Raw genomic sequence first — 25,791 nt, 5'->3', positions numbered from 1 at the left:
AAACGCTTCAAAAAAATGCCGTCTGAAAACACAACGATTTTCAGACGGCATTTCAATATCTTAATAGCTTATCAGTATGAGCTTAAACTAAGCCTTTTTTCTCCAGATAGCTTTCGTAATCACCCAAGTAGTGTTCATATCCGCCTTTGCCATCCAATTCAATGATTTGGGTAGCCAGCGAAGATACAAACTGACGGTCGTGCGATACGAAAATCAGCGTGCCGTTGTATTTTTCCAGCGCCATGTTCAAGGATTCGATGCTTTCCATGTCCATGTGGTTGGTCGGTTCGTCCATAACCAAGACATTGGGTTTCAACAGCAACAGTTTGCCGTAAAGCATACGGCCTTTTTCGCCACCAGATAGAACCTTCACTTTTTTCACGACATCGTTGCTGCCGAAGAGCAAGCGGCCCAAAGTGCCGCGGATGACTTGTTCGTCATCGCCTTCCTGACCCCATTGGCGCATCCATTCACTCAGGTCCATATCGACGTCGAAGTCGTTTTCATGGTCTTGCGGATAGTAGCCGACGCTGGCTTTTTCCGCCCATTTGATGGTGCCTTCGTCCGGCAGCAGGCCGTCTGAATATTCGGGGTTGTATGCGCCTGCCAAGAGTTTCAGCAAGGTAGATTTACCTGCGCCGTTCGGGCCGATGATGGCGAGGCGCTGGCCTGCTTCAAGGATGAAGTTCAGGTTTTTAAACAACTGGGTTTCAAAACGTTTGGCCAGTTTTTCAACTTCCACAGCCTGACGGTGCAATTTGGCTTTTTCGTCGGCTTCAAAACGGATATACGGGTTTTGACGGGTAGAAGGTTTGACTTCGACCATCTCCGATTTGATTTTGTCTGCCTGTTTCAGACGGCTGGTTGCCTGACGGGCTTTGGATTTGTTGGCGGAGAAACGGGCAACGAACTCTTGCAACTCTTGCAGTTTCTCTTTGGCTTTGGCATTGTCTTTCAGGGCGCGCTCACGCGATTGGGCGGAAGCGAGCATATAGTCGTCGTAATTGCCCGGATAGATGGTGATGGTGTTGTAGTCCAAATCCGCCATGTGGGTGCAGACTTCGTTCAAAAAGTGACGGTCGTGCGAGATGATAATCATGGTGGAGTCGTACTGGTTCAACACGCCTTCCAGCCAGCGGATGGTATTAATGTCCAAGTTATTGGTCGGTTCGTCCAAGAGCAATACATCTGGTTTGGAGAACAGGGCTTGCGCCAGCAATACGCGCAGTTTGAAGCCAGGGGCGACTTCCGCCATGGTCGCATTGTGCAAATCTTCGGAAATGCCCACACCGCTCAACAATTCGGCGGCGCGCGCTTCGGCGGTGTAGCCGTCGTATTCGGCGAACTTGGCTTCCAGTTCGGCGGCTTTCATGTAGTCGTCTTCGGTGGCTTCCAGGTTGGCGTAAATCGCATCACGCTCGGTCATCGCCGCCCACATTTCGGTGTGACCCATCATCACCACGTCCAGCACGCGCATGTCTTCGTAGGCAAACTGGTCTTGGCGTAATTTACCCAAACGCACGCCGTTTTCAATCGCTACTTCGCCGGCAGTCTGTTCCAAATCGCCGCCGAGGATTTTCATGAAGGTGGATTTGCCTGAGCCGTTGGCGCCGATCAAGCCGTAACGGTTGCCTTCGCCGAATTTGACGGATACGTTTTCAAACAGCGGCTTTGCGCCGAACTGCATGGTGATGCCGTTGGTAGAAATCATTATTCGTAAAACCTTTATAAATAGAATGTTATAATCGGACGCGATTGTAGCATATTTTTGCAAAGACCTCAGGATTGAGGCCATGGCAAATGCGCCCAATTTCGATGCAAGATGAAAACAGGCAACGCTTCACGCAAAAATGCGTTGTAGGCAGCATTTCAGGCCGTCTGAAACGGAGAAATAATATGGAAACGCACAAAATCTATTACGCCGTGATTATTTTAGTATGTGCCGCTTCCATGCTGCTCAGCCCGTTTTTCTATATCCGCCGCACGCGCTCGGGCGCCGAATTGCGGCGCGCACCCAGACAGTGGAAACCCATCCTATTCGCCAACATCATCATGATTGTGGCTTTGTTTGTTTGGTGGAAATGGTTTTAAGGAAAAATAAAAATGAACAAAATCTGGATCAGCACATTACTGCTCGCGTTGACAACTGCGGTTTCCGCCGCGCCTATTTTTGAATGTACCGATTCTGCCGGCCGCAAAGTCTATACCCAAGCCGGCGGCAAAAACTGCAAAGCCAGCAATATCGGCAAACCGTCCGTATATACTTCTGCGCCTGTTTCAACACCGGCAACGCCGACTTCCCCAAGCAAAGCCGAGCAGGCGGAAGAAGCTGTCGCCCCGATCAATCCGGCTGACGTTGGCGCGGCCAAGCGTGCTTTAGATACCGCCAAGAAAAATTTGGAAGAAGGCAAAAAAGTGCGTTATGGCAATGAACGCAACTATGCCCGCTATCTCGAACGGATCAACGGTTTGGAAAAAGCCGTCCGCTCGGCTCAGGAAAACTATGACGCGGCGCAACGCCAGCCTGCATCTCAAGATCCTGTTGCCTATTGATATTTACCACACCAGCAAGGCCGTCTGAAATTTGGTTTTCAGACGGCCTTTTCAGCTTTTCAATATAACAAAATCGTCTTTATACCAAACAAAGCATTCTTTCCAGTTTTCAGACGGCCTTGTTAAAGTAAGCGTGTATTAAATTCTGACGATTGCCATTATGTTGTTACTCAAAACGCCTTCTGTATTGCCGGGTTTCAAGCTCAGCCTGGGTTTGACGGTTTTGTGCCTGTCGCTTTTGGTGGTTTTGCCGTTTGCAATGATGGCGGCCAAAGCGGCGGAAATCGGCTGGAGCGGATTTTGGAACACGATTACCGAACCCAATGTCTTGGCGGCCGTCTGGCTGAGCTTGCGGATGTCGTTTTATGCGATGTTGACCAATATCGTGTTCGGCACGTTGGTCGCCTGGGTATTGGTACGCTATGAATTTCCGGGCAAAGGATTGGTAAACGCTTTGGTCGATTTGCCGTTTGCGCTGCCGACGGCGGTAACAGGCATTGCTTTGGCAACCCTATATGCGCCCAATGGCTGGATAGGCCGTTTTTTCGAGCCTTTGGGCATCAAAATCGCCTTTACGCCTACTGGCATCTGGATTGCGCTGATTGTCGTCAGCCTGCCCTTTATCGTCCGCGCCGTTCAGCCGGTATTGGAAGAATTGTCGGGCGAGTATGAAGAAGCGGCAGCAACTTTGGGCGCAAGCCGCTGGACTACGTTCCGCCGTGTCCTTTTGCCTGAAATCACGCCAGCCCTGTTGACCGGTGCAGGCATGATGTTTGCCCGCTCTACCGGCGAATACGGCTCGGTCATTTTTATTGCGGGCAATATTCCGATGGTGTCTGAAATCCTACCCTTGATTATTACCGGCAAACTGGAGCAATACGATGCTCAAGGCGCGTCAGCCGTTGCTCTGTTTATGCTGATGATTTCGTTTGTCATCCTGCTGATTTTAAACATTATGCAATGGACTTTAAGCCGCCGCGCCGGAGCGAGGGTTTAACAAACAACAGGCCGTCTGAAACTTCAAGCAAACATTTTTCAGACGGCCTAAACGGATACAAGAATAAATAGAGACTTCACTAACATGAAAACCCATTCCACTAATCCAAACCTGAGCGAACCGAGTTGGCTGCGCGTGTTGCTGACCGCTACCGCCTTGGGCTTTCTGCTGCTGATGCTGGTCGTACCTTTGGTTGCCGTATTCTACGAGGCTTTAAAAGGCGGTTGGGATTTGTACCTGCAATCTCTGACCGATCCCGAAGCATGGTCTGCCATCAAATTGACGCTGATTACCGCGCTGATTGTCGTTCCCGTCAATGCCGTATTGGGCGTAGCGATGGCGTGGCTGCTGACCCGTTTTGACTTCCGCGGCAAGCAGTTGCTGACTACCCTGCTCGATTTGCCGTTTTCCGTATCACCCGTGGTGGCCGGTTTGATGTTCGTCTTATTGTTCGGCGCGCACACGGCATTAGGCGGCTGGCTGGAAGCGCAAGGCATACAGATTATCTTCGCCATCCCGGGCATTATTTTGGCGACGCTGTTCGTTACCTTCCCTTTTGTCGCACGCGAAATCATCCCACTGATGCAGGCGCAGGGCGACAGTGAAGAACAAGCCGCGCTGATACTCGGCGCAAACGGCTGGCAGATGTTTTGGCGCGTTACCCTGCCCAACATCAAATGGGCGCTGCTCTACGGCATCATTCTTACCAACGCCCGCGCGATGGGCGAATTCGGCGCGGTCAGCGTGGTATCGGGGCACATTCGCGGCGAAACCAACACCATCCCGCTTTTGGTCGAAATCTTCTACAACGAATACAACTTCACCGGCGCATTCGCCCTCTCCGGCGTATTGGCACTTTTAGCCTTGGCCACCTTGCTGGTGCAAAACATCATTACCAAATTACAAGATAAAAAACTCGCCGCCGCCGAAAGGAACGCAGCATGAGCATTACTATTCAAAATCTAAACAAACACTTCGGAGCGTTCCACGCGCTGAAAAACATCAACCTCAACGTCCCCACCGGCAAACTCGTTTCCCTGCTCGGCCCTTCCGGTTGCGGCAAAACCACGCTCTTGCGCATCATCGCCGGGCTGGAAAACGCCGACGGCGGCCAAATTCTCTTTGACGGCCAAGACGTAACCGCCAAACACGTCCGCGAGCGCAAAGTCGGCTTCGTGTTCCAGCACTATGCCCTTTTCCGCCACATGAACGTGTTTGACAACGTTGCTTTCGGTTTGACCGTATTGCCCAAGTCCGAACGCCCGTCCAAAGAACAAATCCGCGCCAAAGTCGAAGAATTGCTCAAACTCGTGCAGCTCTCCCACCTCGCCAAATCCTATCCGCACCAGATCTCCGGCGGTCAACGCCAACGCATCGCCCTCGCCCGTGCCCTCGCTGTCGAACCGAAACTCCTGCTTTTGGACGAACCCTTCGGCGCGCTGGATGCCAAAGTACGCAAAGAATTACGCACTTGGCTGCGCGACATTCATCACAACTTGGGCGTAACCAGCATTTTAGTAACACATGATCAAGAAGAAGCCCTTGAAGTTTCCGACGAAATCGTCGTCATGAACCACGGCAAAATCGAACAAACTGGCAGCGCTGAAGCCATTTACCGCAAACCTGAAAACGCCTTCGTTACCGAGTTCCTCGGCGAAACCGACGCTTTTGAAGGTAGAATCGAAAAAGGCATCTGGCATTACAACGGCTTCGCGTGGAAATTGGACGCGCACTACAAATGGCAGGAGCAAACCGCTATCGGCTATATCCGCCCACACGAATGGCAGCTTGCCACCGAACACGAAACACCAATGATCCGTGCCAAAATCGAAAAAATCCACGCCGTCGGGGCATTGACGCATATTTTGGTAAAACACGACAAACAAGACGTGCATATCACGCTGGCAGGCAGCGATGCCGCGCGTTACCAAATCGCCGAAGGCAAAGAATTGAGGCTGATTCCGAAACAGGTTTATGTCTTCTCTCAAAACGAGCTGATTGAATATTCGATTTGAGACTAAATCATAAGGCCGTCTGAAAATCTGCTTTCAGACGGCCTTTTATCTTATTAAACCTGCCAATCAATCGGCTCTAAACCATGCACCTGCAAATAAGCGTTTGCCTGCGAAAAATGTTTGCAGCCGAAAAAGCCTCGATACGCCGACAAGGGCGAAGGATGCGGCGCGGTCAGCACCAAATGGCGGTTGCGGTCGATAAACGCGCCTTTCTTCTGCGCATGGCTGCCCCACAGCATAAAGACTAAATGCTCGCGTTCCTTATCCAATTGTCGGATGACTTCATCGGTAAACGCCTCCCAACCGAAGGTCGCATGGGAATGCGCCACACCGGCGCGGACAGTCAACACCGTGTTCAACAGCAACACGCCCTGTTCCGCCCAATGCTGCAAATAGCCGTGTTTCGGAATCTGAAAGCCCTCAATATCCGTCGCCAGCTCTTTATAAATATTGACCAGTGACGGCGGCACTGCAATTTCGGGTTGCACGGAAAACGCCAAACCATGCGCCTGACCCGCGCCGTGATACGGGTCTTGCCCCAAAATCACAACCTTTACACTTCCAAACTCTGTCGTCCGAAAGGCATTGAATATATCACGCTCAGGCGGATAAACGGTTATCCCCGCCTGCCTTTCATGGCGCACCTTCTCCAAAATCGTTTGAAAATACGCCTTTTCTTTTTCCGCACCAATCGCCTCGTGCCAAGTTTGCATTATTTGCCGCTCCGTATTTGAATGGGCTTATTATAAAGGATATGCCGCATAACGATATGGTTTGTTGCCGCCGGACTGAAGATTATCGACAGCAACAAGCCTAAAGCGTCATAATAGCATTCTGAATCAGGCCGTCTGAAAAACCAATACGGCTTTTCAGACGGCCTTTTTATATCGTTCGATTTTTATATGAATACACAAACCATCCAAACCTATCTTGTCGGCGGCGCCGTCCGCGACCATCTGTTAGGCCTGCCCGTCAAAGACCGCGACTGGGTAGTCGTCGGTGCAGATGCGCAAACCATGTTGGCTCAGGGCTATCAACCTGTCGGCAAGGATTTTCCTGTCTTTCTCCATCCGGACAGCCACGAAGAATACGCCCTCGCCCGTACCGAGCGCAAAACCGCCAAAGGCTATGCCGGATTCAGCTTTCATGCCGATAAAGACGTTACGCTGGAACAAGACCTGATGCGTCGCGACCTGACCATCAATGCCATGGCGCAGGATTCAGACGGCACGATCATCGACCCCTTTGGCGGACAACAAGACTTGGCGGCCGGTATCCTGCGCCACGTTTCGCCTGCCTTTGCCGAAGACCCCGTGCGGATTTTGCGTATTGCCCGTTTTTCTGCGCGTTATGGTTTTCAAATTGCCGATGAAACCATGTCGCTGATGCGGAAAATGGTAGAAAATGGCGAAGCGGATGCCTTGGTTGCCGAACGCGTCTGGCAGGAATTGGCCAAAGGTTTAATGGAGAAAAACCCGCGCAAAATGATTGAAGTTTTGCGCGAATGCGGCGCACTCAAAGTCTTGCTACCCAAGCTTGACGCCCTTTTCGGCGTACCGCAACGCGCCGACTATCATCCCGAAATCGACAGCGGTATTCATACGCTGATGGTTGTACAACGAGCCGCAGAAATGAATCTGTCCCTCGCCGAACGCTATGCCGCCTTATTGCACGACTTGGGCAAGGCAAAAACACCGGCTGATATCCTGCCGAAACACTACGGACACGACATCAACGGCGTCGAACCCATCCGCGAAGTCAATCAACGCCTTCGCGCGCCCAAACACTGCGCCGAGCTTGCCGAACTTGTCTGCCGTTGGCACATCATGCTCCATCAAGTCGGGCAGTTCAAAAGCAAAACCATTTTGAATGTTTTGAAAAAAACCGACGCATTCCGCCGCCCCGAACGTTTTCAGACGGCCTTAAACGTCTGCGTGGCCGACAAACAAGGCCGTCTGAACCTTGAAGACACCCCCTATCCGCAACGCGAACATTGGCTGGCCTTACTTGAGGCCGCCAATCAAGTAGATGCAGGCAAAATCGCCGCCGAATGCCGCGCACAAGGAAAAGCCCATTTAATTGCCGAACAAATCGATCATGCACGCTTGGCGCAAATTAGGCCGCTGCAAAAAGCGTATCAGGCTGAAAAAATAGGAGGCTATTGATGGCATCTTCGCGTTATAAAATTGAGCGCATGCCCGACGGCATTGCCGTATCTGCGCGTGTTGTACATGACTCGCAGGAAATCGGTTTTACCGCGGTATTTCTTATGTTTTCCTTTGCTCTTACATGCATTGCGCCGTTTTACCTTGAAGAGCATTATTTCACTGATCCAATAATAATTCTTATCCATATACTTTTTACTTTCTACTTAGTGGGTTCGCTTGTTTACAGCCTTCTCTGGCAACTTTTCGGACGTGAAAACATCAAGATCCGTAACCATACGCTGTCTCATGGTTATACCTTGTTCTCCATTGGGCGTTGGCGTAGTTTCCCGTTGTCAGAAATCTCCGAATGGCATTCTCGTGACCATATTCCCAAAGCTCCTATTGCACAAGGAAGGGAACAGAGGTTGCCAAACGAAAACCTATACCAAAATGGTATGAAACGAAAAATTCACAATATCCCCAATATTTTACGTATCCAAAAATGTGTACAAGGTGCATGGTCTTTCGATTATCAGGGAAAAACCATACGTATCGGCGATTTTTTTGATAGCCGCGATTTTCAGGCAGTCAATATTGAATTGAACAGATTTATCCCCACATTCGCCAAAGCCCGTCAACTTAAAGACGCCCTTTGAAACAGCCGACACGATATCCGCTATAATCCGCACCTTGACCATCTTATTTCAACAATAAAATCATGACTATCCAGACCAATTTACTTCACGAAAAAATCAGCAATGAAGATTATCAACGCCTCATTGTCAAACACAGCGAATCTTTCAGCGACAGCGAAATCTGCCTATTGAATGAGATTTTGGAAAAATTTGAATTTGATGTCGTACAGGAACAAGCATTGGCGCAAGCTGTGATGCAGCAGGTGCGCTTCGATCCAAACGACTACCATATCGACAGCGATGATGAAGACACAACCGGTATCTGTCCGCACTGCATCAATCCGCCCATGCCACCCCTGCGCGATTATTTGGTTTGGCGCGAAACACGCGGCTGAAAATTTTCCTAATCGATTTTGATAAGTTACTAACCATTCGCTATCGAATAAGGCCGTCTGAACAGGTGTCATCGTTACATTTGTTCAGACGGCCTTTTGTAAATAAATGTTCATGACTAGGATAAATCAGTATAATCTGCGCCGTTTGAATTTTCTTCGGAGCTTTTATGAACCAGCTTAAAACGGCGGTAGCAGGTGCGCAGATTTTGTTTGTCGCATTCGGTGCCATGGTGCTTGTGCCGCTTCTGACGGGACTGAACCCGGCTTTGGCATTATTAGGCGCAGGCTTGGGCACCTTGTTGTTCCAATTGGTTACCAAACGTAAAGTGCCGATTTTCCTCGGTTCTTCTTTTGCCTTTATTGCACCGATCATCTATTCAATCAAAGAATGGGGGCTGCCTTCTACCATGTTTGGCCTGTTTGCGGCAGGTTTCATGTACTTCATCTTTGCCGCACTGATTAGATGGCGCGGTCTGGATGCGGTACACAAGTTGTTGCCGCCCGTGGTTATCGGCCCGGTGATTATGGTAATCGGTTTGTCTGTTGCCTCAGAAGCCAGCAAGATGGCCATGGGTCAATCAGGCGGCAAGCAGGTCATCGACTATATCGACTCGCTGATTCTCTCCGGCTTTACCTTTGCTGTAACCGTCATTGTTTCTGTCTTCGGCAGCAAAATGATGAAGCTGATTCCGATTCTGATCGGCGTGGCTTCCGGCTATGTGTTGGCTTTAATCATGGGCTTGGTCGATACCAGCGCCATCATCAACGCTCCTTGGTTTGCCGTCCCTCATTTTGAAACGCCTCAAGTCAACTGGCAGGCTGCCTTGTTTATGTTGCCCGTCGCCATTGCCCCGGCCATCGAACACATCGGCGGCATTATGGCTATCGGTAATGTAACCGGCAAAAACTACACCAAAGACCCGGGCTTGGACAAAACCCTCGCCGGCGACGGCTTGGGCGTATGCGTGGCCGGTTTGATCGGCGGCCCTCCTGTAACCACTTACGGCGAAGTAACCGGCGCGGTGATGATTACCAAAAACAGCAACCCCGTCATCATGACTTGGGCGGCTATTTTTGCGATTTTCATGGCGTTTTTCGGTAAGTTCAACGCGTTTTTGGGTTCGATTCCTATGCCGGTTATGGGCGGCATTATGTTGCTGCTGTTCGGTACAATCGCCTCTTTGGGCATCAAAACATTGATTGATGCGAAAGTCGATTTGATGCAGCCGAAAAATCTGGTTATCGTCAGCTCCGTATTGACGACCGGTATCGGCGGCATGATTATCAAAGTAGGTACTTTGAGCTTCGCCGGTGTAGGTTTGTGCGCCGTATTGGCCATTATCCTAAACTGCGTTTTGCCCAATACAAAATCAGAAGAAGCATAAATAGCTGGTTCATAAACTCAAAGGCAGTCTGCAAATGAGGTTTCAGACTGCCTTTTTATTACGCTTTATACAATGAAAAATGCCGGAGACTTAACCATCTCCGGCATTTTTGAATAAGGTGGCGAGCCGAACCCCCGGCACTGGCTCATCAGAGTGGGCTGCTGGCTTCCGCCCCTGACCCGGTGTTCCGAATTACCATGCGGGGAGACCCGCCATAGAAGAAACGCATTATAGCGGTTTTACAGAAAAACTCAAGCGATAAAATCTGTCAGGCCGTCTGAAAACCATTTACACGACAAGATTGTAAACAATATTACCTAGTTGCAAATCATTCCCATTGAAATGTTTATTGTCTTTTCCGTTGAAAAATATCGGAAATTACACTACATTAACACTTTACGCCATCAAGAAGAAATTGCATTTTTCAGACGGCCTTTAATATAAAAACATTACATCCATCAACGGAACACGACCATGACCACGACTACTGCCCCTCAGCGTATTCGAGAAATTCCCTATAACTATACTTCTTATACCGACCGCGAAATCGTCATCCGACTGTTGGGTAACGAAGCGTGGCAAATCCTGCAAGACCTGCGCGGTCAACGCAAAACAGGACGTTCGGCACGAATGCTGTTTGAAGTATTGGGCGATATTTGGGTGGTCGCGCGCAATCCGTATCTGGTTGATGACTTACTGGAGCACCCAAAACGCCGCGCCGCGTTGGTACGCGAAATGCGCCATCGCTTAAATGAAATCCGCAAACGCCGCGACGATAATCGGCAAGTGGATGTCTTGGTTGCCGCAGCAGAAAAAGCAGTCGAGCGTTTTGATAGCAGTTTTGATGAAACCAGCCAAAAACGCCATCAGATTTTGGAACGCTTAAGCAAAATCACCAAGCCGCACAACATCATGTTTGACGGCTTGGCTCGCGTAACGCACGTTACCGATGCGACCGACTGGCGCGTGGAGTATCCATTTGTCGTCGTCAATCCTGATACCGAGGCAGAGATCGCGCCTTTAGTGCGCGCCTTAATCGAGTTGGACTTAGTTATTATCCCGCGCGGCGGCGGTACGGGTTATACCGGCGGCGCAGTACCTTTGGACGCAAACAGCGCAGTCATCAATACCGAAAAACTCGACAAGCATCGCGGCGTCGAATACGTTGAGCTGGCAGGCTTGGACGGCAGACATCCGATTATCCATTGCGGCGCAGGCGTAGTAACCCGCCGGGTAGAAGAAACCGCGCATCAGGCAGGTTTAGTGTTCGCCGTTGATCCGACTTCCGCCGATGCGTCTTGCGTGGGCGGTAATGTGGCGATGAACGCAGGCGGTAAAAAAGCCGTGCTGTGGGGTACTGCCTTGGACAACCTCGCCTACTGGAACATGGTCAATCCTCAAGGCGAATGGTTGCGTATCGAGCGCGTGCGCCACAATTTCGGCAAAATCCACGATGAAGAAACCGCCGTGTTTGACGTACATACGCTGGATTCAGACGGCCGCAATATCGTCAATACCAAACGTTTGGAAATCCCCGGCCACAAATTCCGCAAAGTCGGTTTGGGCAAAGACGTTACCGACAAATTCTTGAGCGGCCTGCCCGGCGTGCAAAAAGAAGGCACGGACGGCATCATCACCAGCGTTGCCTTTGTATTGCATAAAATGCCGAAATACACGCGCACCGTGTGTATGGAGTTTTTCGGTACGGTAGCCACCGCTACCCCGTCCATTGTTGAAATCCGCGATTTCCTACTTGCCCATGAAAGCGTACGACTGGCCGGTTTGGAGCATTTGGACTGGCGTTACGTCCGCGCTGTCGGTTATGCCACCAAAGCGGCAGGCAAAGGCCGACCGAAAATGGTCTTGTTGGCAGACGTGGTTTCAGACGACGAAGCCGCCGTAGAGGCAGCCGCCGAACACATCTGCGAACTCGCCAGCGCCCGTGACGGCGAAGGCTTTATCGCCGTATCGCCCGAAGCGCGCAAAACCTTCTGGCTCGACCGCAGCCGCACCGCCGCCATAGCCAAACACACCAACGCCTTTAAAATCAATGAAGACGTGGTAATCCCACTCGAAAGACTCGGTGAGTATTCAGACGGCATCGAACGCATCAACATTGAGCTTTCCATCCAAAACAAGCTCAAACTCTGTGCCGCCTTGGAGCAATATCTGTCCGGCAAACTCCCCATCGACAAAATGGGAACAGACCTGCCAACCGCCGAACTATTGGGCGAACGCGGCAAACACGCCCTAGCCCACGTTTCTGCCGTCAAAGCGCGTTGGGAATGGCTGCTTGATAACTTAGACGCGCCGCTTGCCGACTATAAGGCTCACTATGGCGCAGCCGTCCACGCCGCGCCCGAAGCCAAAGACAATGAAAGCTGCTTTATTGCCTTCCGCGATTTCCGCCTGCGCGTGTCTGTCAAAGCAGATGTAATGAAGCCGCTTTCTGAAATCTTCAGCGGCAAAACCGACACCAAAATTATCGAAGGCTTGGGCAAAATCCACGCCAAAACCGTACGCAGCCGCGTCTTCGTCGCCCTGCATATGCACGCCGGCGACGGTAACGTCCACACCAACATTCCGGTTAACTCAGACGATGCCGAGATGCTTCAAACGGCCTACCGTTCTGTGGAACGCATCATGAAAATCGCCCGCTCGCTCGGCGGCGTGATTTCGGGCGAACACGGTATCGGCATCACCAAGCTCGAATTCCTGACCGATGAAGATTTGCAACCGTTTTGGAACTACAAAAACCAAGTCGATCCGAAACACACCTTCAACCGTCACAAACTGATGAAAGGCTCGGACTTACGCAACGCCTATACGCCGTCTTTCGAGCTCTTGGGGGCGGAATCGCTGATTATGGAAAAATCAGACCTCGGCACCATTGCCGATTCCGTCAAAGACTGCCTGCGCTGCGGCAAATGCAAACCTGTTTGCTCTACTCACGTTCCGCGTGCCAACCTGCTGTACAGCCCCCGCAACAAAATCCTCGGCGTAGGCTTGTTGACCGAAGCCTTCTTATACGAAGAACAAACCCGTCGCGGCGTTTCCGTCAAACATTTTGAAGAACTGATGGACATCGGCGACCACTGCACCGTGTGCCACCGCTGCGTTAAACCTTGCCCTGTCAACATCGACTTCGGCGACGTTACCGTAGCCGTCCGCAACTACCTTGCCGATTCCGGCCACAAACGCTTTGCGCCTGCGGCTTCAATGGGCATGGCATTTTTGAACGCCACAGGCCCAAAAACCATCAAAGCCCTTCGCGCCGCCATGATACAGACCGGCTTCCCCGCCCAGAACTTCGCCTACAAAATCGGCAAGCTTCTTCCGATTGGCACTAAAAAGCAAAAAGCCGAACCGAAAGCCACTGTCGGTACCGCCTCAATCAAAGAACAGGTTATCCATTTCATCAACCGTCCTTTACCCAAAAGCGTGCCTGCCAAAACTCCGCGCTCCATGCTGGGTATAGAAGACGACAAAAGTATTCCTATCATCCGCAATCCGGCTTCTCCGGAAGATGCCGAGGCCGTGTTCTACTTCCCAGGTTGCGGCTCTGAGCGCCTGTTCAGCCAAATCGGACTCGCCGTCCAAGCCATGCTCTGGCATGTCGGTGTACAAACCGTCCTGCCGCCAGGCTATATGTGTTGCGGCTATCCTCAAGACGCAGGCGGCAATAAGGCTAAAGCCGAAGAAATGAGCACCAACAACCGCGTGGCTTTCCACCGCATGGCAAACACCCTCAACTACCTCGACATTAAAACTGTCGTCGTCAGTTGCGGTACCTGCTATGACCAACTGGAAAAATACCGTTTTGAGGAAATCTTCCCAGGCTGCCGTATCATCGACATCCACGAATATCTGCTTGAAAAAGGAGTGCAACTAAACGGCGTACAAGGTCAGCAATACCTATACCACGACCCTTGCCACACACCGATTAAAACCATGAACGCCACCCAAATGGCCAGCAGCCTTATGGGACAGAAAGTCGTCTTAAGCGACCGCTGCTGCGGCGAGTCCGGTATGTTTGCCGTCAAACGACCAGACATTGCCACTCAGGTCAAGTTCCGCAAACAAGAGGAAATTGAGAAAAACCTCAAAGAGCTGCCGCAGGGCGAACCCGTCAAAATGCTCACCTCCTGCCCAGCCTGCCTGCAAGGCTTAAGCCGCTACGCCGACGACAACAATATGCCTGCAGACTACATCGTCATCGAAATGGCGAAACACATCCTCGGCGAAAACTGGCTGGATGAGTTTGTGAAAAAAGCCAATAACGGCGGTGTAGAAAAAGTATTGCTCTAAGGACTTAGACAAAAACTTTTGGCTGTAATAAAGGCCGTCTGAAAATCTTTCAGACGGCCTTTTTATTCAAAAGAATTAAGATAAAATAATCAAATCAAACGCCTTTACAAATAGCAATACCACATCAGCACCATTCAATAAAAAATAAAACCTGAGGCTTTTATCCCCCAGGTTTTATTTTCAAGTCTTATGCTTTTTCTTGCTGACGTTTTCTTTCTGCCATCATCTCATGCAATGTTTGCTTGGCAGGTTTCATCGGAACATGGTTATTGGTCCAGCTTAACTGCTTGCTTGGCGTCAATGCACGGAATTTGGTAGCAGCCCAGCCGAATGCTCGATAAGCTTTACTGCCGCTGAAAATACCGTTAAACGTACGCCATGCCATTTGTTCGCCGAAAGTATGCGATGCACCTTGACCACGGATAGGATGTGGAACGGTTTCTGTTGGCGAACGTTGTGCTTCAACACGCAGACGTTGCATTTGTTCAGTAATCGGAATGCGTACCGGACAAACTTCAACGCAGGCGCCACACATGGTACACGCAGTCGGCAGATCGCGTGTCACATCCAAACCTAACAAATGCGGAGAGATAATCTCGCCAATCGGGCCGGGATAAGTCGTACCGTAGGCCGCGCCACCGATACGGGTATAAACCGGACAGTGGTTCATACACGCACCGCAACGGATACATTGCAAAGTACGGCGCATTTGATCTTCTGCATATGCTTGGCTACGGCCGTTATCGAGCAGTACCAAGTGCATTTCTTGAGGGCCGTCCAGCTCTTCGCTACGGCGAGGGCCGGTAATCATATTGAAATAAGTGGTAATGTTCTGACCGATGGCGGAGCGTGGCAACAGGCTGTACAAAGGCGGAACATCCGACAGCTTCGCAACCACTTTTTCAATACCGGTAATGGCGATGTGCACAGGCGGTACAGTGGTACTCAAGCGGCCGTTGCCTTCGTTTTCGACCAGACACAAAGTGCCTGTTTCCGCGACAGCAAAGTTCACGCCGCTCAAACCGACATCGGCAGTACTGTAAATATCGCGCAATGCTTTACGCGCAAATCCGGTCAGTTGGTCTACGTCGTCTGTTAACGGCGTGCCAAGGTTTTGATGAAAAAGCTCGCTAACCTGCTCTTTGGTCTTGTGAATGGCAGGCATCACGATATGGGTTGGTTTCTCACCGGCCATTTGAACGATAAACTCGCCCAAGTCGCTCTCAATCGCTTTGATGCCTTGATCCTGCAGATAATGGTTCAGCTCAATCTCTTCGCTGACCATAGATTTGCCTTTCACCATCAGCTTGCCGTTTTTATCGGTAATGATGTTGTGAATGATTTGGCAGGCTTCGGCAGGTGTTTCCGCCCAGTGGACTTTAACGCCCAGCTTGGTCAGGTTTTCTTCCAATTGTTCCAACAATGCAGGCAATTTGGACAACGAACGTTGACGGACATGCTCACACAAGTCACGCAGGCTTTGCAGCTCTTCTTCATCTGTCAAAACAGCTTTGCGCTTGGTCATCAGCATATCCATCGCCGTGCGTAAGCTTTTACGCAGGGGTTTGTCTTGCAAAGAAATCGCAGCGTTTTGCTTGAACGTTTCCGGCTTCATATGGAATTTAATGGTTTGGGAACTCATGCTTTTTCCTCCAAATCGGCAGGGGAAATATGATCAGGCAGAACGGCCAAAACCACCAAATCGCGCGGGCCGTGTGCACCATAGGCCAAAGTCAATTGAATATCGGCAGTCTTAGACGGGCCGGAAATCAAAATAACGTTGGTAGGCATGCCTTTTTCTACCAGTTTTTCGCCTTCAACAGCATTATGGAATTCGTTGTACATTTTGCTGGTGTCAAACAGGCAGAAATGTACAGGCGGAACCAAACTCAGGCTGCGTGGCTCGACAGAGCTGGACTTCAGCATAATCGTACCGGTACGGGCAATACCGCATTTAGAGCCGCTAAAACCAGCCTCAATATCGGCAAAAAATTCGTTTTTCCAGTCGTCGATTTTTCGCTCAAAACCACGAGGTTCAATATTGGTATCGGCCAAAGCTGCACGAGCCAGCTGACCATGTTCTGTTTCCAATGGGAGCAGAATGTTTTTCAAGCCTTTGCCTGCGGCTGCTTGACGGAATACTTGAGGCCAGTTGGATTTGGTAACCCAATAAATTTCAGTTTTAACGGCACGCATGGCAGCCGCCCAATGTTTCAAACGCTCGACATCGTTTGCCCAAGAAACACCCATTTCACGGTAATAATCGAAAACCGGTGGCTCTTCCATCGGCAAGGCATCGGCTTTTTTCAATTTCGCTAAAATATTTTCGCGCGCGCTCATGCTTTACCTCCGGTACGTTCCAACAGGAAAGATGCAATATGTTTCGGACGTGGCATATTGGGTTCATCTTTGGCAATTTTGCCGCCGATATTCATCATACAGCCGCAGTCCGCACTGATAATTTCAGTTGCGCCTGTTTCTTTCAGTGCTGCAACTTTGTCGGTTACCATCGCGCCGGAAATATCAGCCTGTTTCACAGAGAATGTACCGCCAAAACCGCAGCATTCGCTTTCATGGTCGTGGACGATACGTTCAACATTTTCCATGCCGTCAATCAGCTGCCAGCCTGACAAATGGACATTCATCTCACGACGTGCCGCGCAGGAAGTATGGACAGCCACTTTAACCGGCTCGCCTTTATCTTCAGGTTTGTAACCAATCGCCAGCAGGAAGTGGGTAAATTCAATGATACGGTTGGCGCAATCAATGGCTTTTTGTTCGTACTCGGTACCTTTAAACAAAGTCGGCCAGTGGTGTTTCATCATCCCGCCGCAAGAACCGGAAGGCACGACAATCGGCCAATTTTCAGGGAATAAATCCAGTTGCGCTTTGGCAACATCAAAGGCTTCTTTAGGATGGCCTGACGAATAAGCCGGTTGACCGCAGCAGCTTTGCTCCATTGGATAATGGACACGGATACCCTGTTGTTCGATTAAAGTGATGGCATCCATACCGGCTTCAGGCATGAAAAGGTCGAGAACGCAAGTACCGAAGAAATAAGCATCGGTTGGCTTGCTGTCGAATACGGTGATTTGTGGTGGTTTGATTGCGCTCATTTTTTCGGAACGGGACAACCCGTTTTCTTGTGTAAAAATAAGATGGGTACTTTAAGTAATTGCTTGTAATGGGTCAAGTCTAATTTTAAAAAATAATATTAAAAAAGCATGACAAACCAGACAAACACCTTTTCCTTATTAACTTGATAATCTACATAATAACCACTATCAATAAGAAAACTGATGGATTCATTTTTTAATAAATGAAACTTGTACATTCCCACTCTATTTAAAATACAATAACTGCCTCTTTATAGAATCTTGATGTACATCAGAAGTCATGAACTTAATCTCTGTGACACGTTTTTAGACGAAACAAGCAATCCACTATGCTGTACATAATGTTTCAGACGGCCATATTGGAATAAAAAGATATCTAAGATAATAAAAATAAAAGTTTTTCTCACAAACTCAGGCCATCTGAAAGATAAGTTCGTCAAAAGGCTACTTTCCATCTGCTTAATCCTACTTTTAATCAAAATCAAACACTTGAAAAATCGTCCTTCTTAACCGCGAAAACCCTATGCACACTCAAGCACTTCCAGTATCATTGAGACAATTTCTTGACGCAAAATTACAGTCTTAGCCACCCACAATCGGCATGGATTTGCAAAAGAAGTGAAACCAAGCTTCAAAACAATTTCACCTTAATTTCGGAGTAGGCATTATGTTGACCCAGACTCAACAGGTTGATTTGACCTTGCATCACCTTAAAGAACGCACCCTATCGATTTATACCCCCGAACAGCGTGCAAGCATCGAGACATCTGAAGACTGGAAACAGTTTGACAGACGACTTGAGGAACACTTCCCAAAACTGATGCACGAGCTGGACAACGTATACAACAACAACGAAGCCGTCCTCCCTATGCTGGAGCAACTGATTGCCCAAGCATGGCAAAGCTATTCCCAACGCAACGCATCTTTAAAAGATATTGATATCGCGCGAGAAAACGATCCTGACTGGATTTTGTCCAACAAACAGGTTGGCGGCGTGTGCTACGTCGATTTGTTCGCAGGCGATCTGCAAGGGTTGAAAGCCAAAATCCCTTATTTCCAAGAATTGGGCCTGACCTATCTACACCTGATGCCCCTGTTTAAATGCCCTGAAGGCAAAAGCGACGGCGGCTATGCGGTCAGCAGCCACCGCGATGTCAATCCAGCACTGGGTACAATAGACGACTTGCGCGATGTCATTGCCGCCTTGCACGAAGCAGGCATTTCCGCCGTTGTCGATTTCATCTTCAACCACACTTCCAACGAACACGAATGGGCAAAACGCTGCGCTGCCGGCGATCCACTCTACGACAACTTCTACTATATTTTCCCTGACCGCTGGATGCCCGACCAATACGACCGCACCCTGCGTGAAATCTTCCCTGACCAACATCCGGGCGGCTTCTCCCAACTGGAAGACGGACGCTGGGTATGGACGACGTTCAACTCCTTCCAATGGGACTTAAATTACAGCAACCCGTGGGTATTCCGTGCCATGGCAGGCGAAATGATGTTCCTTGCCAACTTGGGCGTTGATATTCTGCGCATGGACGCCGTTGCCTTTATTTGGAAGCAAATGGGCACAAGCTGCGAAAACCTGCCTCAGGCACACGCTCTGATTCGTGCGTTTAACTCCGTCATGCGTATTGCCGCCCCGGCCGTGTTCTTCAAATCCGAAGCCATTGTCCACCCCGACCAAGTTGTCCAATACATCAGCCAAGATGAATGCCAAATCGGCTACAACCCTCTGCAAATGGCATTGTTGTGGAACACTCTCGCCACCCGCGAAGTCAACCTGCTCCACCAAGCCCTCTCCTACCGCCACAACCTGCCCGACCATACCGCATGGGTCAACTACGTCCGCAGCCATGACGACATCGGCTGGACGTTTGCCGACGAAGACGCATCGCAATTCGGCATCCACGGCTACGACCACCGCCAATTCCTCAACCGCTTCTTCGTCAACCATTTTGACGGCAGCTTCGCGCGTGGCGTACCATTCCAATACAACCCAAGCACAGGTGACTGCCGTGTCAGTGGTACAGCAGCAGCATTGGTCGGCTTGGCTCAAAACGATCCGCATGCCGTTGACCGCATCAAACTTTTGTACAGCATTGCTTTGAGTACCGGCGGCCTGCCGCTGATTTACCTAGGCGACGAAGTGGGTACGCTCAATGACGATGACTGGTCTCAAGACAGCAACAAGAGCGATGACAGCCGCTGGGCACACCGTCCTCGTTACAATGAGGAGTTGTACAACCAACGCCATGACAGCTCGACCACTGCCGGTCAAATCTTCCAAGGTTTACGCCATATGATTTCCATCCGCCAAAGCAATCCGCGCTTTAATGGCGGCAGGTTGGTTACCTTCAACACCAACAACAAACACATCATCGGCTATATGCGCAACAACGCGCTTTTGGTATTCGGCAACTTCAGCGAACATGCGCAAACCATCAGTGCACACACCCTGCAGGCCATGCCGTTTAAAGCGCACGATTTGATCAGCAGTCAAACCGTTTCTCTGAATCAGGACTTGGTACTGCAACCCTATCAAGTCATGTGGCTTGAAATTGCATAAGCTGAATTTTTTATACATCATTGAAGGCCGTCTGAACAAATCAGCATTCAGACGGCCTTTTAAGGCATAAGATGTATTTTGTATTTTGGGCAGTTTCGCTTAGAATGCATGCTTTAATACTAAATGACACACTTAAAGTCAGGAGTAAAAATCCATGTTGAAAAAATTCGTACTCGGCAGCATCGCTGCAGTAGTTTTGGCTGCTTGCGGCGGAGAAGGCAGCAACTCAGCTTCTTCTACTCCGGCACAATCTGGTTCGGCCTCCGGCTCACTGATTGAGCGAATCAACAACAAAGGTACCATCACTGTCGGTACGGAAGGTACTTACGCACCCTTCACCTACCACGACAAAGACGGCAAATTGACCGGCTACGATGTTGAAGTAACCCGCGCAGTCGCCGACAAACTGGGCGTAAAAGTCGAATTTAAAGAAACACAATGGGACTCCATGATGGCAGGTTTGAAAGCCGGCCGTTTCGACGTGGTTGCCAACCAAGTCGGCCTGACCAGCCCTGAGCGTCAAGCGACTTTTGACAAATCTGAACCCTACAGCTGGAGTGGTGCTGTTTTAGTCGCGCGTAAAGACAGCAATATCAAATCCATCGACGACATCAAAGGCGTAAAAACCGCACAATCCCTGACCAGCAACTATGGCGAAAAAGCCAAAGCAGCAGGAGCTGAACTCGTACCGGTGGATGGCTTGGCGCAATCTCTGACCCTGATTGAACAAAAACGTGCCGACGCAACCCTGAACGACGAATTGGCGGTATTGGACTACCTGAAGAAAAACCCAAATGCCGGCGTACAAATCGTTTGGTCTGCCCCTGCTGACGAAAAAGTCGGCTCAGGCCTGATTGTCAATAAAGGCAATGATGAAGCATTGGCTAAATTCAGTACTGCCATGACTGAGCTGAAAGCCGACGGCACGCTGAAAAAACTGGGCGAACAATTCTTCGGAAAAGACATCAGTGTTAAATAATTTCCTTGCTTCTCTGCCGTTTATGACGGAAACACGCGCTGATATGCTCATCAGCGCGTTTTGGCCCATGGTTAAAGCCGGCTTCGCAGTGTCTTTGCCTTTGGCGATCGCTTCTTTCGTTATCGGCATGATTATTGCCGTAGCCGTTGCTTTGGTAAGAATCATGCCCTCCGGTGGCATTTTCCAAAAATGCTTGCTGAAGCTGGTGGAATTTTATATTTCCGTCATTCGCGGTACGCCGCTTTTGGTACAGTTGGTCATCGTATTCTACGGTTTACCTTCCGTCGGCATCTATATCGACCCGATTCCTGCCGCCATCATCGGCTTCTCGCTCAATGTTGGCGCATACGCTTCCGAAACCATACGCGCGGCAATTTTGTCCGTACCTAAAGGCCAATGGGAAGCAGGTTTCTCCATCGGCATGACCTATATGCAGACTTTCCGCCGCATTGTCGCGCCACAGGCATTCCGCGTTGCCGTACCGCCTTTAAGCAACGAGTTTATCGGCTTGTTCAAAAACACCTCGCTTGCCGCAGTGGTAACGGTAACCGAGCTTTTCCGTGTTGCCCAAGAGACAGCAAACCGTACTTATGACTTTTTACCCGTTTATATCGAAGCCGCATTGGTTTATTGGTGTTTCTGCAAAGTGCTGTTTCTGATTCAGGCGCGTTTGGAAAAACGTTTCGACCGCTATGTTGCCAAATAAGGAGTTGTCATGATTAAAATCCGCAATATCCATAAGACCTTTGGCGAAAATACCATTTTGCGCGGCATCGATTTGGATGTCGGCAAAGGACAAGTGGTTGTCATCTTAGGCCCTTCCGGCTCAGGCAAAACCACGTTTTTACGCTGTTTAAATGCTTTGGAAATGCCAGAACAAGGTCAGATCGAGTTTGACAATGCGCAGCCGTTAAGCATCGATTTTTCCAAAAAACCAAGCAAACACGATATTTTGGCACTGCGCCGCAAGTCCGGCATGGTGTTCCAACAATACAACCTCTTTCCGCACAAAACTGCGTTGGAAAACGTTATGGAAGGGCCGGTTGCCGTACAAGGCAAGCCTGTCGCCAAAGCGCGTGAAGAGGCTGTCAAATTGCTTAAAAAAGTCGGTTTGGGCGATAAGATTGACCTCTACCCCTACCAGCTTTCCGGTGGTCAACAGCAGCGCGTCGGCATTGCCCGAGCATTGGCGATTCAGCCTGAATTGATGCTGTTTGACGAACCGACTTCCGCGCTTGACCCTGAATTGGTGCAAGATGTTTTGGATACCATGAAGGAATTGGCACAAGAAGGCTGGACCATGGTTGTCGTTACGCATGAAATCAAATTTGCCTTGGAAGTGGCAACCACCGTCGTCGTGATGGACGGCGGCGTTATTGTCGAACAAGGCAGCCCGCAAGATTTGTTCAATCATCCCAAACATGAGCGGACACAAAAATTCCTGCGCCAAATCCGTGCGGACAATGGCGATCTTCAAATTTAATTGAAACGACAGACAATTTGAAAGCATTTCCTACTGTCATTTCATAAAGGCCGTCTGAATAAGTGAAATAGAAATCGTTGATTTCGTTTTCATACTTGTTCAGACGGCCTTTTATATGTCTTTTCAGGTAAAATAACGCCTTTCGTTTTACTTACCCCCTTGCCTGCCATCATGATAGAAATCAAAAAACTCACCCTGCAACGCGGTTTGAAAGTCCTGCTCGATAAAGCCGATGCCGTAATCAACCCCGGCCAACGCGTTGGTTTAATCGGTAAAAACGGTACGGGAAAATCCAGCCTGTTTGCGCTGATAAAAGGTGAAATCACTCAAGATGGCGGCGAAATCCTGATTCCAAAAACATGGCGCCTGGCTTCCGTCTCTCAAGAAACGCCTGATTTAGATATTTCCGCTTTAGACTACGTTTTGCAAGGCGATGCCGAATTGCAGGCTTTTCAGACGGCCCTAGCACAAGCAGAAGCGCAAAACGACGGCATGAAACAAGCCGAATATCACGCCAAACTTGAAGAAATCGATGCCTATACCGCTCCGGCACGCGCTGCCAAACTGCTTAACGGCTTGGGTTTTGCACAAGAAGAGCATACCCGCCCCGTCAAATCTTTTTCCGGCGGCTGGCGTATGCGCCTCAACCTTGCCCAAGCACTGATTTGCCGTGCCGATTTGCTGCTTTTGGACGAACCGACCAACCACTTGGATTTAGAAACCGTACTGTGGCTGGAAAACCATCTCGCCTCCCTGCCCTGTACGCAAATCATCATCTCCCATGACCGCGACTTTTTGAATGCCACCACCACGCACACCATCGAACTGTCGCAACAAAAACTGACCCAATACGGCGGCAATTACGATTTCTACCAAGCCGAACGCGCCCAACGTCTGGCGCAACAACAAGCCGCCTACGTCAAACAGCAGGCGCAAATCAAACATCTGCAATCCTTTATCGACCGTTTCAAAGCCAAAGCTACAAAAGCCGTACAAGCTCAAAGCCGCATGAAGGCATTAGCCAAACTCGAGCGCATCGCCCCTGCGCATTTGGATAGCGAATTTTCCTTTGAGTTTGCCAATCCGACACACCTGCCCAATCCATTATTGAAACTCGACCATGCCGACTTAGGTTATGGCGACAATACCGTTTTGCACGATATCACCTTGTCTCTGGAAAGCGGCGCACGTTACGGCCTGTTGGGTGTGAACGGCAGCGGTAAATCCACATTTATCAAAGCATTGGCAGGAAAAATCGATTTACTTTCCGGCAATATCGTCCGATCCGAAAAGCTCAATATCGGCTATTTTGCCCAACATCAACTGGATACTTTACGCGCCGACCAAAGTCCGGTTTGGCATATCCAGCAGCTTTCGCCCGAAGTCCGCGAACAGGAAATCCGCAACTTTTTAGGCGGTTTCAACTTTGTCGGCGATATGGCGATTCAAAAGACCGAGCCGTTCTCCGGCGGGGAAAAAGCGCGGCTTGCCCTTGCCATGATTATCTGGCAAAAACCTAATCTGCTGCTGCTTGACGAACCGACCAACCACCTAGACTTGGATATGCGCCACGCCCTGACACTTGCCCTGCAAAGTTTTCAAGGCGCATTGATTGTCGTATCGCACGACCGCAGCCTGCTTGAAGCGACTACCGACAGCTTCCTCCTTATCGACAAAGGCCGTCTGAACAACTTCGACGGCGATTTGAACGACTACCGTCAATGGCGATTGGCACAAGAAAACGCCGCAGCAGCCCCCGCCGCTTCTGCACAAAGCCAAAGCCGTAAGGACACCAAGCGCATAGAAGCACAAATCCGTCAGGAAAAAGCCAAACGCAGCAAACCGATTCAGCAGAAAATCGACAAAGCTGAAAAAGAAATCGCACGATTGACTGATATTCAGACGGCCTGTGAAGCATTTTTGGCACAAGAATCTGCTTATTCAGAAGAAAATAAACCCAAATTGCAAGAGACACTCGCACAATTAACAGAAACTAAAGTAAAATTAACGCAACTGGAAGAAAACTGGCTGCAATGGCAGGAAGAGCTTGAGCAAATCCAAGTGGATGTCGAAGCCGAGTTTTCCCAATAAAAATAGAGCCATCAGGCCGTCTGAAATAAAACACAATACGGAAAAACATGACTTCAACCATCAAACAAGCCGGATACTTCCTCGTATCCTCTTTCGTCTTGGGCATTTCTCTTCACGCAGCCGCCGCAGTTTATTCCTGCGGCAACGGCAGCTATACTTCCGAACCCAAATCCTCCTGCGCACAGGCCGAATTGCCTAAAATCAGTGGCCATCAAGGCAGCGGTTACCACCTCAACATCCGCAGCCTCAATGCCTCTGATGAACGCGCAAGTGCAAAGCCTAAGAAAAAGGCACGCGCGGAAAAATCCGATAAACAAGAGAAAAAAGCCGACAAACCGAGCAAAAACAAGAACGGTAAAAAAGCTAAAAAACAGCAGCCCATGCCGTCTGAACAAGAATAAAATGCTCAACTGCAACGAATCAGCCCTACCTGAATCATGAAAAAATATCTGCTTACCCTATCCCTGCTGCCGCTTGCTGTTTTCAACAGCCAAGCCCACGCCGCAAAAATCTACACCTGCGAAGTCAACGGCTCGATTGTCTATACCTCGCGCCCAAGCGGAAACTGCCAAGCCGTCAACGACTTGCCGATTGTCGGCAAATACAGCAGCAGCCGATACGATGCCCCGGTTAGCGATGCGCCTACACTCAATGCGCCGACATCACAAACTGCTCCGGCAAAAAGCAAAAATACAGCGGCAAAATCCAACAATAAGGCAACACCCAAACCTGCCCCTGTCCGCACCGCTTCTGAAACAGCTCCTCCTCCGGTTCCAAAATCCTCCGGCGTCAACAGTCGCCGTTCTATTTTGGAAACCGAGTTATCCAATGAACGCGCGGCTTTGGCCGATGCCAAAAAGCAACTGAGCCAAGCACGGACAGCCAAAGGCGGCAGCGTCAATCAACAGGCCATCAGCACATTGCAAGGTGCGGTTTTGGATAGGGAGAAAAATATTCAAGCCCTCCAGCGCGAACTGGGCAGAATGTAAGTCCAAATCAATCAAAACATCAGGCCGTCTGAACAGGTGGAAACGAAATCCAAAATTTTCGTCACGCCGAACAGACGGCCTGAATCCTAAAATGATTACGCCCGTTTCAATTTCTTGTGC

The 25,791-nt window shown here is 49.8% G+C and carries 22 protein-coding genes and 1 other RNA gene; 17 read left to right on the top strand and 6 right to left on the bottom strand.

Features of this window, described 5'->3' with window-relative positions; translation table 11 throughout:
* Positions 1-82 precede the first annotated feature (82 nt).
* Positions 83-1,711, bottom strand: coding sequence for an ABC-F family ATPase (locus tag HMPREF2608_RS05635; protein ID WP_070712944.1), 1,629 nt, complete (start codon positions 1,709-1,711; stop codon positions 83-85).
* Between the two features lie 185 nt (positions 1,712-1,896).
* On the opposite strand from HMPREF2608_RS05635, the gene HMPREF2608_RS05630 reads away from it, so the two are divergent.
* From HMPREF2608_RS05630 to HMPREF2608_RS05610, 5 genes are all read left to right on the top strand, one after another.
* Positions 1,897-2,091, top strand: coding sequence for a hypothetical protein (locus HMPREF2608_RS05630; RefSeq protein WP_070826267.1), 195 nt, complete (start codon positions 1,897-1,899; stop codon positions 2,089-2,091).
* A gap of 12 nt (positions 2,092-2,103) precedes the next feature.
* Positions 2,104-2,553, top strand: a complete 450-nt coding sequence (locus tag HMPREF2608_RS05625; RefSeq protein WP_070826266.1) for a DUF4124 domain-containing protein — start codon at positions 2,104-2,106, stop codon at positions 2,551-2,553.
* 160 nt (positions 2,554-2,713) lie between these two features.
* Positions 2,714-3,550: a sulfate ABC transporter permease subunit CysT gene (gene cysT, locus HMPREF2608_RS05620; RefSeq protein WP_004520580.1), complete on the top strand. Its 837-nt coding sequence runs from the start codon at positions 2,714-2,716 to the stop codon at positions 3,548-3,550.
* Positions 3,551-3,634: 84 nt separating this feature from the next.
* Positions 3,635-4,495 (top strand): sulfate ABC transporter permease subunit CysW, encoded by an 861-nt coding sequence (gene cysW, locus HMPREF2608_RS05615; RefSeq protein ID WP_070826265.1) that lies wholly within the window; start codon positions 3,635-3,637, stop codon positions 4,493-4,495.
* Positions 4,492-5,565: a sulfate/molybdate ABC transporter ATP-binding protein gene (locus tag HMPREF2608_RS05610; RefSeq protein WP_070826264.1), complete on the top strand. Its 1,074-nt coding sequence runs from the start codon at positions 4,492-4,494 to the stop codon at positions 5,563-5,565. The genes cysW and HMPREF2608_RS05610 overlap by 4 nt, the downstream gene beginning before the upstream one ends.
* A 53-nt stretch (positions 5,566-5,618) precedes the next feature.
* On the opposite strand, the gene ung is transcribed toward HMPREF2608_RS05610, so the two are convergent.
* Positions 5,619-6,278, bottom strand: coding sequence for a uracil-DNA glycosylase (gene ung / locus HMPREF2608_RS05605; RefSeq protein WP_070826263.1), 660 nt, complete (start codon positions 6,276-6,278; stop codon positions 5,619-5,621).
* A gap of 204 nt (positions 6,279-6,482) precedes the next feature.
* Between ung and HMPREF2608_RS05600 the strand changes: the two genes are divergently transcribed.
* The 4 genes from HMPREF2608_RS05600 to HMPREF2608_RS05585 all read left to right on the top strand — a co-directional run bounded on the left by HMPREF2608_RS05600 (position 6,483) and on the right by HMPREF2608_RS05585 (position 10,127).
* On the top strand, positions 6,483-7,730 hold the full coding sequence (locus HMPREF2608_RS05600) for a multifunctional CCA addition/repair protein (RefSeq protein WP_070826288.1): 1,248 nt from the start codon (positions 6,483-6,485) through the stop codon (positions 7,728-7,730).
* Positions 7,730-8,368 carry a hypothetical protein gene (locus tag HMPREF2608_RS05595; RefSeq protein ID WP_070826262.1) on the top strand — a complete coding sequence of 213 codons (639 nt, stop codon included), beginning with the start codon at positions 7,730-7,732 and terminating at the stop codon, positions 8,366-8,368. The genes HMPREF2608_RS05600 and HMPREF2608_RS05595 overlap by 1 nt, the downstream gene beginning before the upstream one ends.
* 62 nt (positions 8,369-8,430) lie before the next feature.
* Positions 8,431-8,742: a hypothetical protein gene (locus tag HMPREF2608_RS05590; protein ID WP_070826261.1), complete on the top strand. Its 312-nt coding sequence runs from the start codon at positions 8,431-8,433 to the stop codon at positions 8,740-8,742.
* Positions 8,743-8,909: 167 nt separating this feature from the next.
* Positions 8,910-10,127, top strand: a complete 1,218-nt coding sequence (locus HMPREF2608_RS05585; RefSeq protein WP_070826260.1) for a uracil-xanthine permease family protein — start codon at positions 8,910-8,912, stop codon at positions 10,125-10,127.
* 117 nt (positions 10,128-10,244) lie between these two features.
* Here the strand turns inward: HMPREF2608_RS05585 and ffs are convergent.
* An RNA gene (gene ffs / locus HMPREF2608_RS05580) (signal recognition particle sRNA small type) lies at positions 10,245-10,341 on the bottom strand.
* A 260-nt stretch (positions 10,342-10,601) separates the two neighbouring features.
* Between ffs and HMPREF2608_RS05575 the strand changes: the two genes are divergently transcribed.
* Positions 10,602-14,435 (top strand): DUF3683 domain-containing protein, encoded by a 3,834-nt coding sequence (locus tag HMPREF2608_RS05575; protein WP_070826259.1) that lies wholly within the window; start codon positions 10,602-10,604, stop codon positions 14,433-14,435.
* A 187-nt stretch (positions 14,436-14,622) separates the two neighbouring features.
* On the opposite strand, the gene HMPREF2608_RS05570 is transcribed toward HMPREF2608_RS05575, so the two are convergent.
* The 3 genes from HMPREF2608_RS05570 to HMPREF2608_RS05560 are packed head-to-tail and all read right to left on the bottom strand — an operon-like array spanning position 14,623 to position 17,551.
* Entirely contained in the window at positions 14,623-16,077 is a 1,455-nt protein-coding gene (locus HMPREF2608_RS05570) for a LutB/LldF family L-lactate oxidation iron-sulfur protein (RefSeq protein ID WP_070826258.1), read from the bottom strand.
* Positions 16,074-16,775, bottom strand: a complete 702-nt coding sequence (locus HMPREF2608_RS05565) for a LutC/YkgG family protein (RefSeq protein WP_070826257.1) — start codon at positions 16,773-16,775, stop codon at positions 16,074-16,076. Before HMPREF2608_RS05565 ends, HMPREF2608_RS05570 begins: the two co-directional genes overlap by 4 nt.
* Entirely contained in the window at positions 16,772-17,551 is a 780-nt protein-coding gene (locus HMPREF2608_RS05560) for a (Fe-S)-binding protein (RefSeq protein WP_049344813.1), read from the bottom strand. Before HMPREF2608_RS05560 ends, HMPREF2608_RS05565 begins: the two co-directional genes overlap by 4 nt.
* Positions 17,552-18,218: 667 nt before the next feature.
* On the opposite strand from HMPREF2608_RS05560, the gene HMPREF2608_RS05555 reads away from it, so the two are divergent.
* The 7 genes from HMPREF2608_RS05555 to HMPREF2608_RS05525 all read left to right on the top strand — a co-directional run bounded on the left by HMPREF2608_RS05555 (position 18,219) and on the right by HMPREF2608_RS05525 (position 25,671).
* Positions 18,219-20,129 carry an alpha-amylase family protein gene (locus tag HMPREF2608_RS05555; protein WP_070826256.1) on the top strand — a complete coding sequence of 637 codons (1,911 nt, stop codon included), beginning with the start codon at positions 18,219-18,221 and terminating at the stop codon, positions 20,127-20,129.
* Positions 20,130-20,283: 154 nt separating this feature from the next.
* Positions 20,284-21,108 carry an amino acid ABC transporter substrate-binding protein gene (locus HMPREF2608_RS05550; protein ID WP_004520598.1) on the top strand — a complete coding sequence of 275 codons (825 nt, stop codon included), beginning with the start codon at positions 20,284-20,286 and terminating at the stop codon, positions 21,106-21,108.
* A complete protein-coding gene (locus tag HMPREF2608_RS05545; protein ID WP_049336124.1) occupies positions 21,098-21,814 on the top strand; it encodes an amino acid ABC transporter permease in 717 nt (238 codons plus the stop codon). Before HMPREF2608_RS05550 ends, HMPREF2608_RS05545 begins: the two co-directional genes overlap by 11 nt.
* Positions 21,815-21,823: 9 nt before the next feature.
* Positions 21,824-22,591 carry an amino acid ABC transporter ATP-binding protein gene (locus tag HMPREF2608_RS05540; protein WP_070826255.1) on the top strand — a complete coding sequence of 256 codons (768 nt, stop codon included), beginning with the start codon at positions 21,824-21,826 and terminating at the stop codon, positions 22,589-22,591.
* 171 nt (positions 22,592-22,762) lie between these two features.
* Positions 22,763-24,682, top strand: a complete 1,920-nt coding sequence (locus HMPREF2608_RS05535; RefSeq protein ID WP_070826254.1) for an ATP-binding cassette domain-containing protein — start codon at positions 22,763-22,765, stop codon at positions 24,680-24,682.
* A gap of 47 nt (positions 24,683-24,729) precedes the next feature.
* On the top strand, positions 24,730-25,083 hold the full coding sequence (locus HMPREF2608_RS05530; protein ID WP_070826253.1) for a nucleolar protein: 354 nt from the start codon (positions 24,730-24,732) through the stop codon (positions 25,081-25,083).
* Positions 25,084-25,119: 36 nt separating this feature from the next.
* Positions 25,120-25,671 (top strand): hypothetical protein, encoded by a 552-nt coding sequence (locus HMPREF2608_RS05525; protein WP_070765493.1) that lies wholly within the window; start codon positions 25,120-25,122, stop codon positions 25,669-25,671.
* Positions 25,672-25,791 lie beyond the last annotated feature (120 nt).

Source organism: Neisseria sp. HMSC064D07, from assembly GCF_001837185.1.
In the GTDB taxonomy this organism is placed as follows: Bacteria; Pseudomonadota; Gammaproteobacteria; order Burkholderiales; family Neisseriaceae; genus Neisseria; species Neisseria flavescens_C.
This window is presented reverse-complemented; position numbering and strand designations above follow the sequence as displayed.

Excerpts from the sequence above, each read along its gene's own strand:
- HMPREF2608_RS05540 (WP_070826255.1), top strand. The coding sequence starts at position 21,824 with ATGATTAAAATCCGCAATATCCATAAGACCTTTGGCGAAAATACCATT.
- ung (WP_070826263.1), bottom strand. The coding sequence starts at position 6,278 with ATGCAAACTTGGCACGAGGCGATTGGTGCGGAAAAAGAAAAGGCGTAT.
- HMPREF2608_RS05555 (WP_070826256.1), top strand. The coding sequence starts at position 18,219 with ATGTTGACCCAGACTCAACAGGTTGATTTGACCTTGCATCACCTTAAA.
- HMPREF2608_RS05585 (WP_070826260.1), top strand. The coding sequence starts at position 8,910 with ATGAACCAGCTTAAAACGGCGGTAGCAGGTGCGCAGATTTTGTTTGTC.
- HMPREF2608_RS05530 (WP_070826253.1), top strand. The coding sequence starts at position 24,730 with ATGACTTCAACCATCAAACAAGCCGGATACTTCCTCGTATCCTCTTTC.
- HMPREF2608_RS05625 (WP_070826266.1), top strand. The coding sequence starts at position 2,104 with ATGAACAAAATCTGGATCAGCACATTACTGCTCGCGTTGACAACTGCG.
- HMPREF2608_RS05595 (WP_070826262.1), top strand. The coding sequence starts at position 7,730 with ATGGCATCTTCGCGTTATAAAATTGAGCGCATGCCCGACGGCATTGCC.
- HMPREF2608_RS05635 (WP_070712944.1), bottom strand. The coding sequence starts at position 1,711 with ATGATTTCTACCAACGGCATCACCATGCAGTTCGGCGCAAAGCCGCTG.
- HMPREF2608_RS05565 (WP_070826257.1), bottom strand. The coding sequence starts at position 16,775 with ATGAGCGCGCGCGAAAATATTTTAGCGAAATTGAAAAAAGCCGATGCC.
- HMPREF2608_RS05550 (WP_004520598.1), top strand. The coding sequence starts at position 20,284 with ATGTTGAAAAAATTCGTACTCGGCAGCATCGCTGCAGTAGTTTTGGCT.
- HMPREF2608_RS05630 (WP_070826267.1), top strand. The coding sequence starts at position 1,897 with ATGGAAACGCACAAAATCTATTACGCCGTGATTATTTTAGTATGTGCC.
- cysT (WP_004520580.1), top strand. The coding sequence starts at position 2,714 with ATGTTGTTACTCAAAACGCCTTCTGTATTGCCGGGTTTCAAGCTCAGC.
- cysW (WP_070826265.1), top strand. The coding sequence starts at position 3,635 with ATGAAAACCCATTCCACTAATCCAAACCTGAGCGAACCGAGTTGGCTG.
- HMPREF2608_RS05610 (WP_070826264.1), top strand. The coding sequence starts at position 4,492 with ATGAGCATTACTATTCAAAATCTAAACAAACACTTCGGAGCGTTCCAC.
- HMPREF2608_RS05525 (WP_070765493.1), top strand. The coding sequence starts at position 25,120 with ATGAAAAAATATCTGCTTACCCTATCCCTGCTGCCGCTTGCTGTTTTC.
- HMPREF2608_RS05535 (WP_070826254.1), top strand. The coding sequence starts at position 22,763 with ATGATAGAAATCAAAAAACTCACCCTGCAACGCGGTTTGAAAGTCCTG.
- HMPREF2608_RS05590 (WP_070826261.1), top strand. The coding sequence starts at position 8,431 with ATGACTATCCAGACCAATTTACTTCACGAAAAAATCAGCAATGAAGAT.
- HMPREF2608_RS05560 (WP_049344813.1), bottom strand. The coding sequence starts at position 17,551 with ATGAGCGCAATCAAACCACCACAAATCACCGTATTCGACAGCAAGCCA.
- HMPREF2608_RS05570 (WP_070826258.1), bottom strand. The coding sequence starts at position 16,077 with ATGAGTTCCCAAACCATTAAATTCCATATGAAGCCGGAAACGTTCAAG.
- HMPREF2608_RS05575 (WP_070826259.1), top strand. The coding sequence starts at position 10,602 with ATGACCACGACTACTGCCCCTCAGCGTATTCGAGAAATTCCCTATAAC.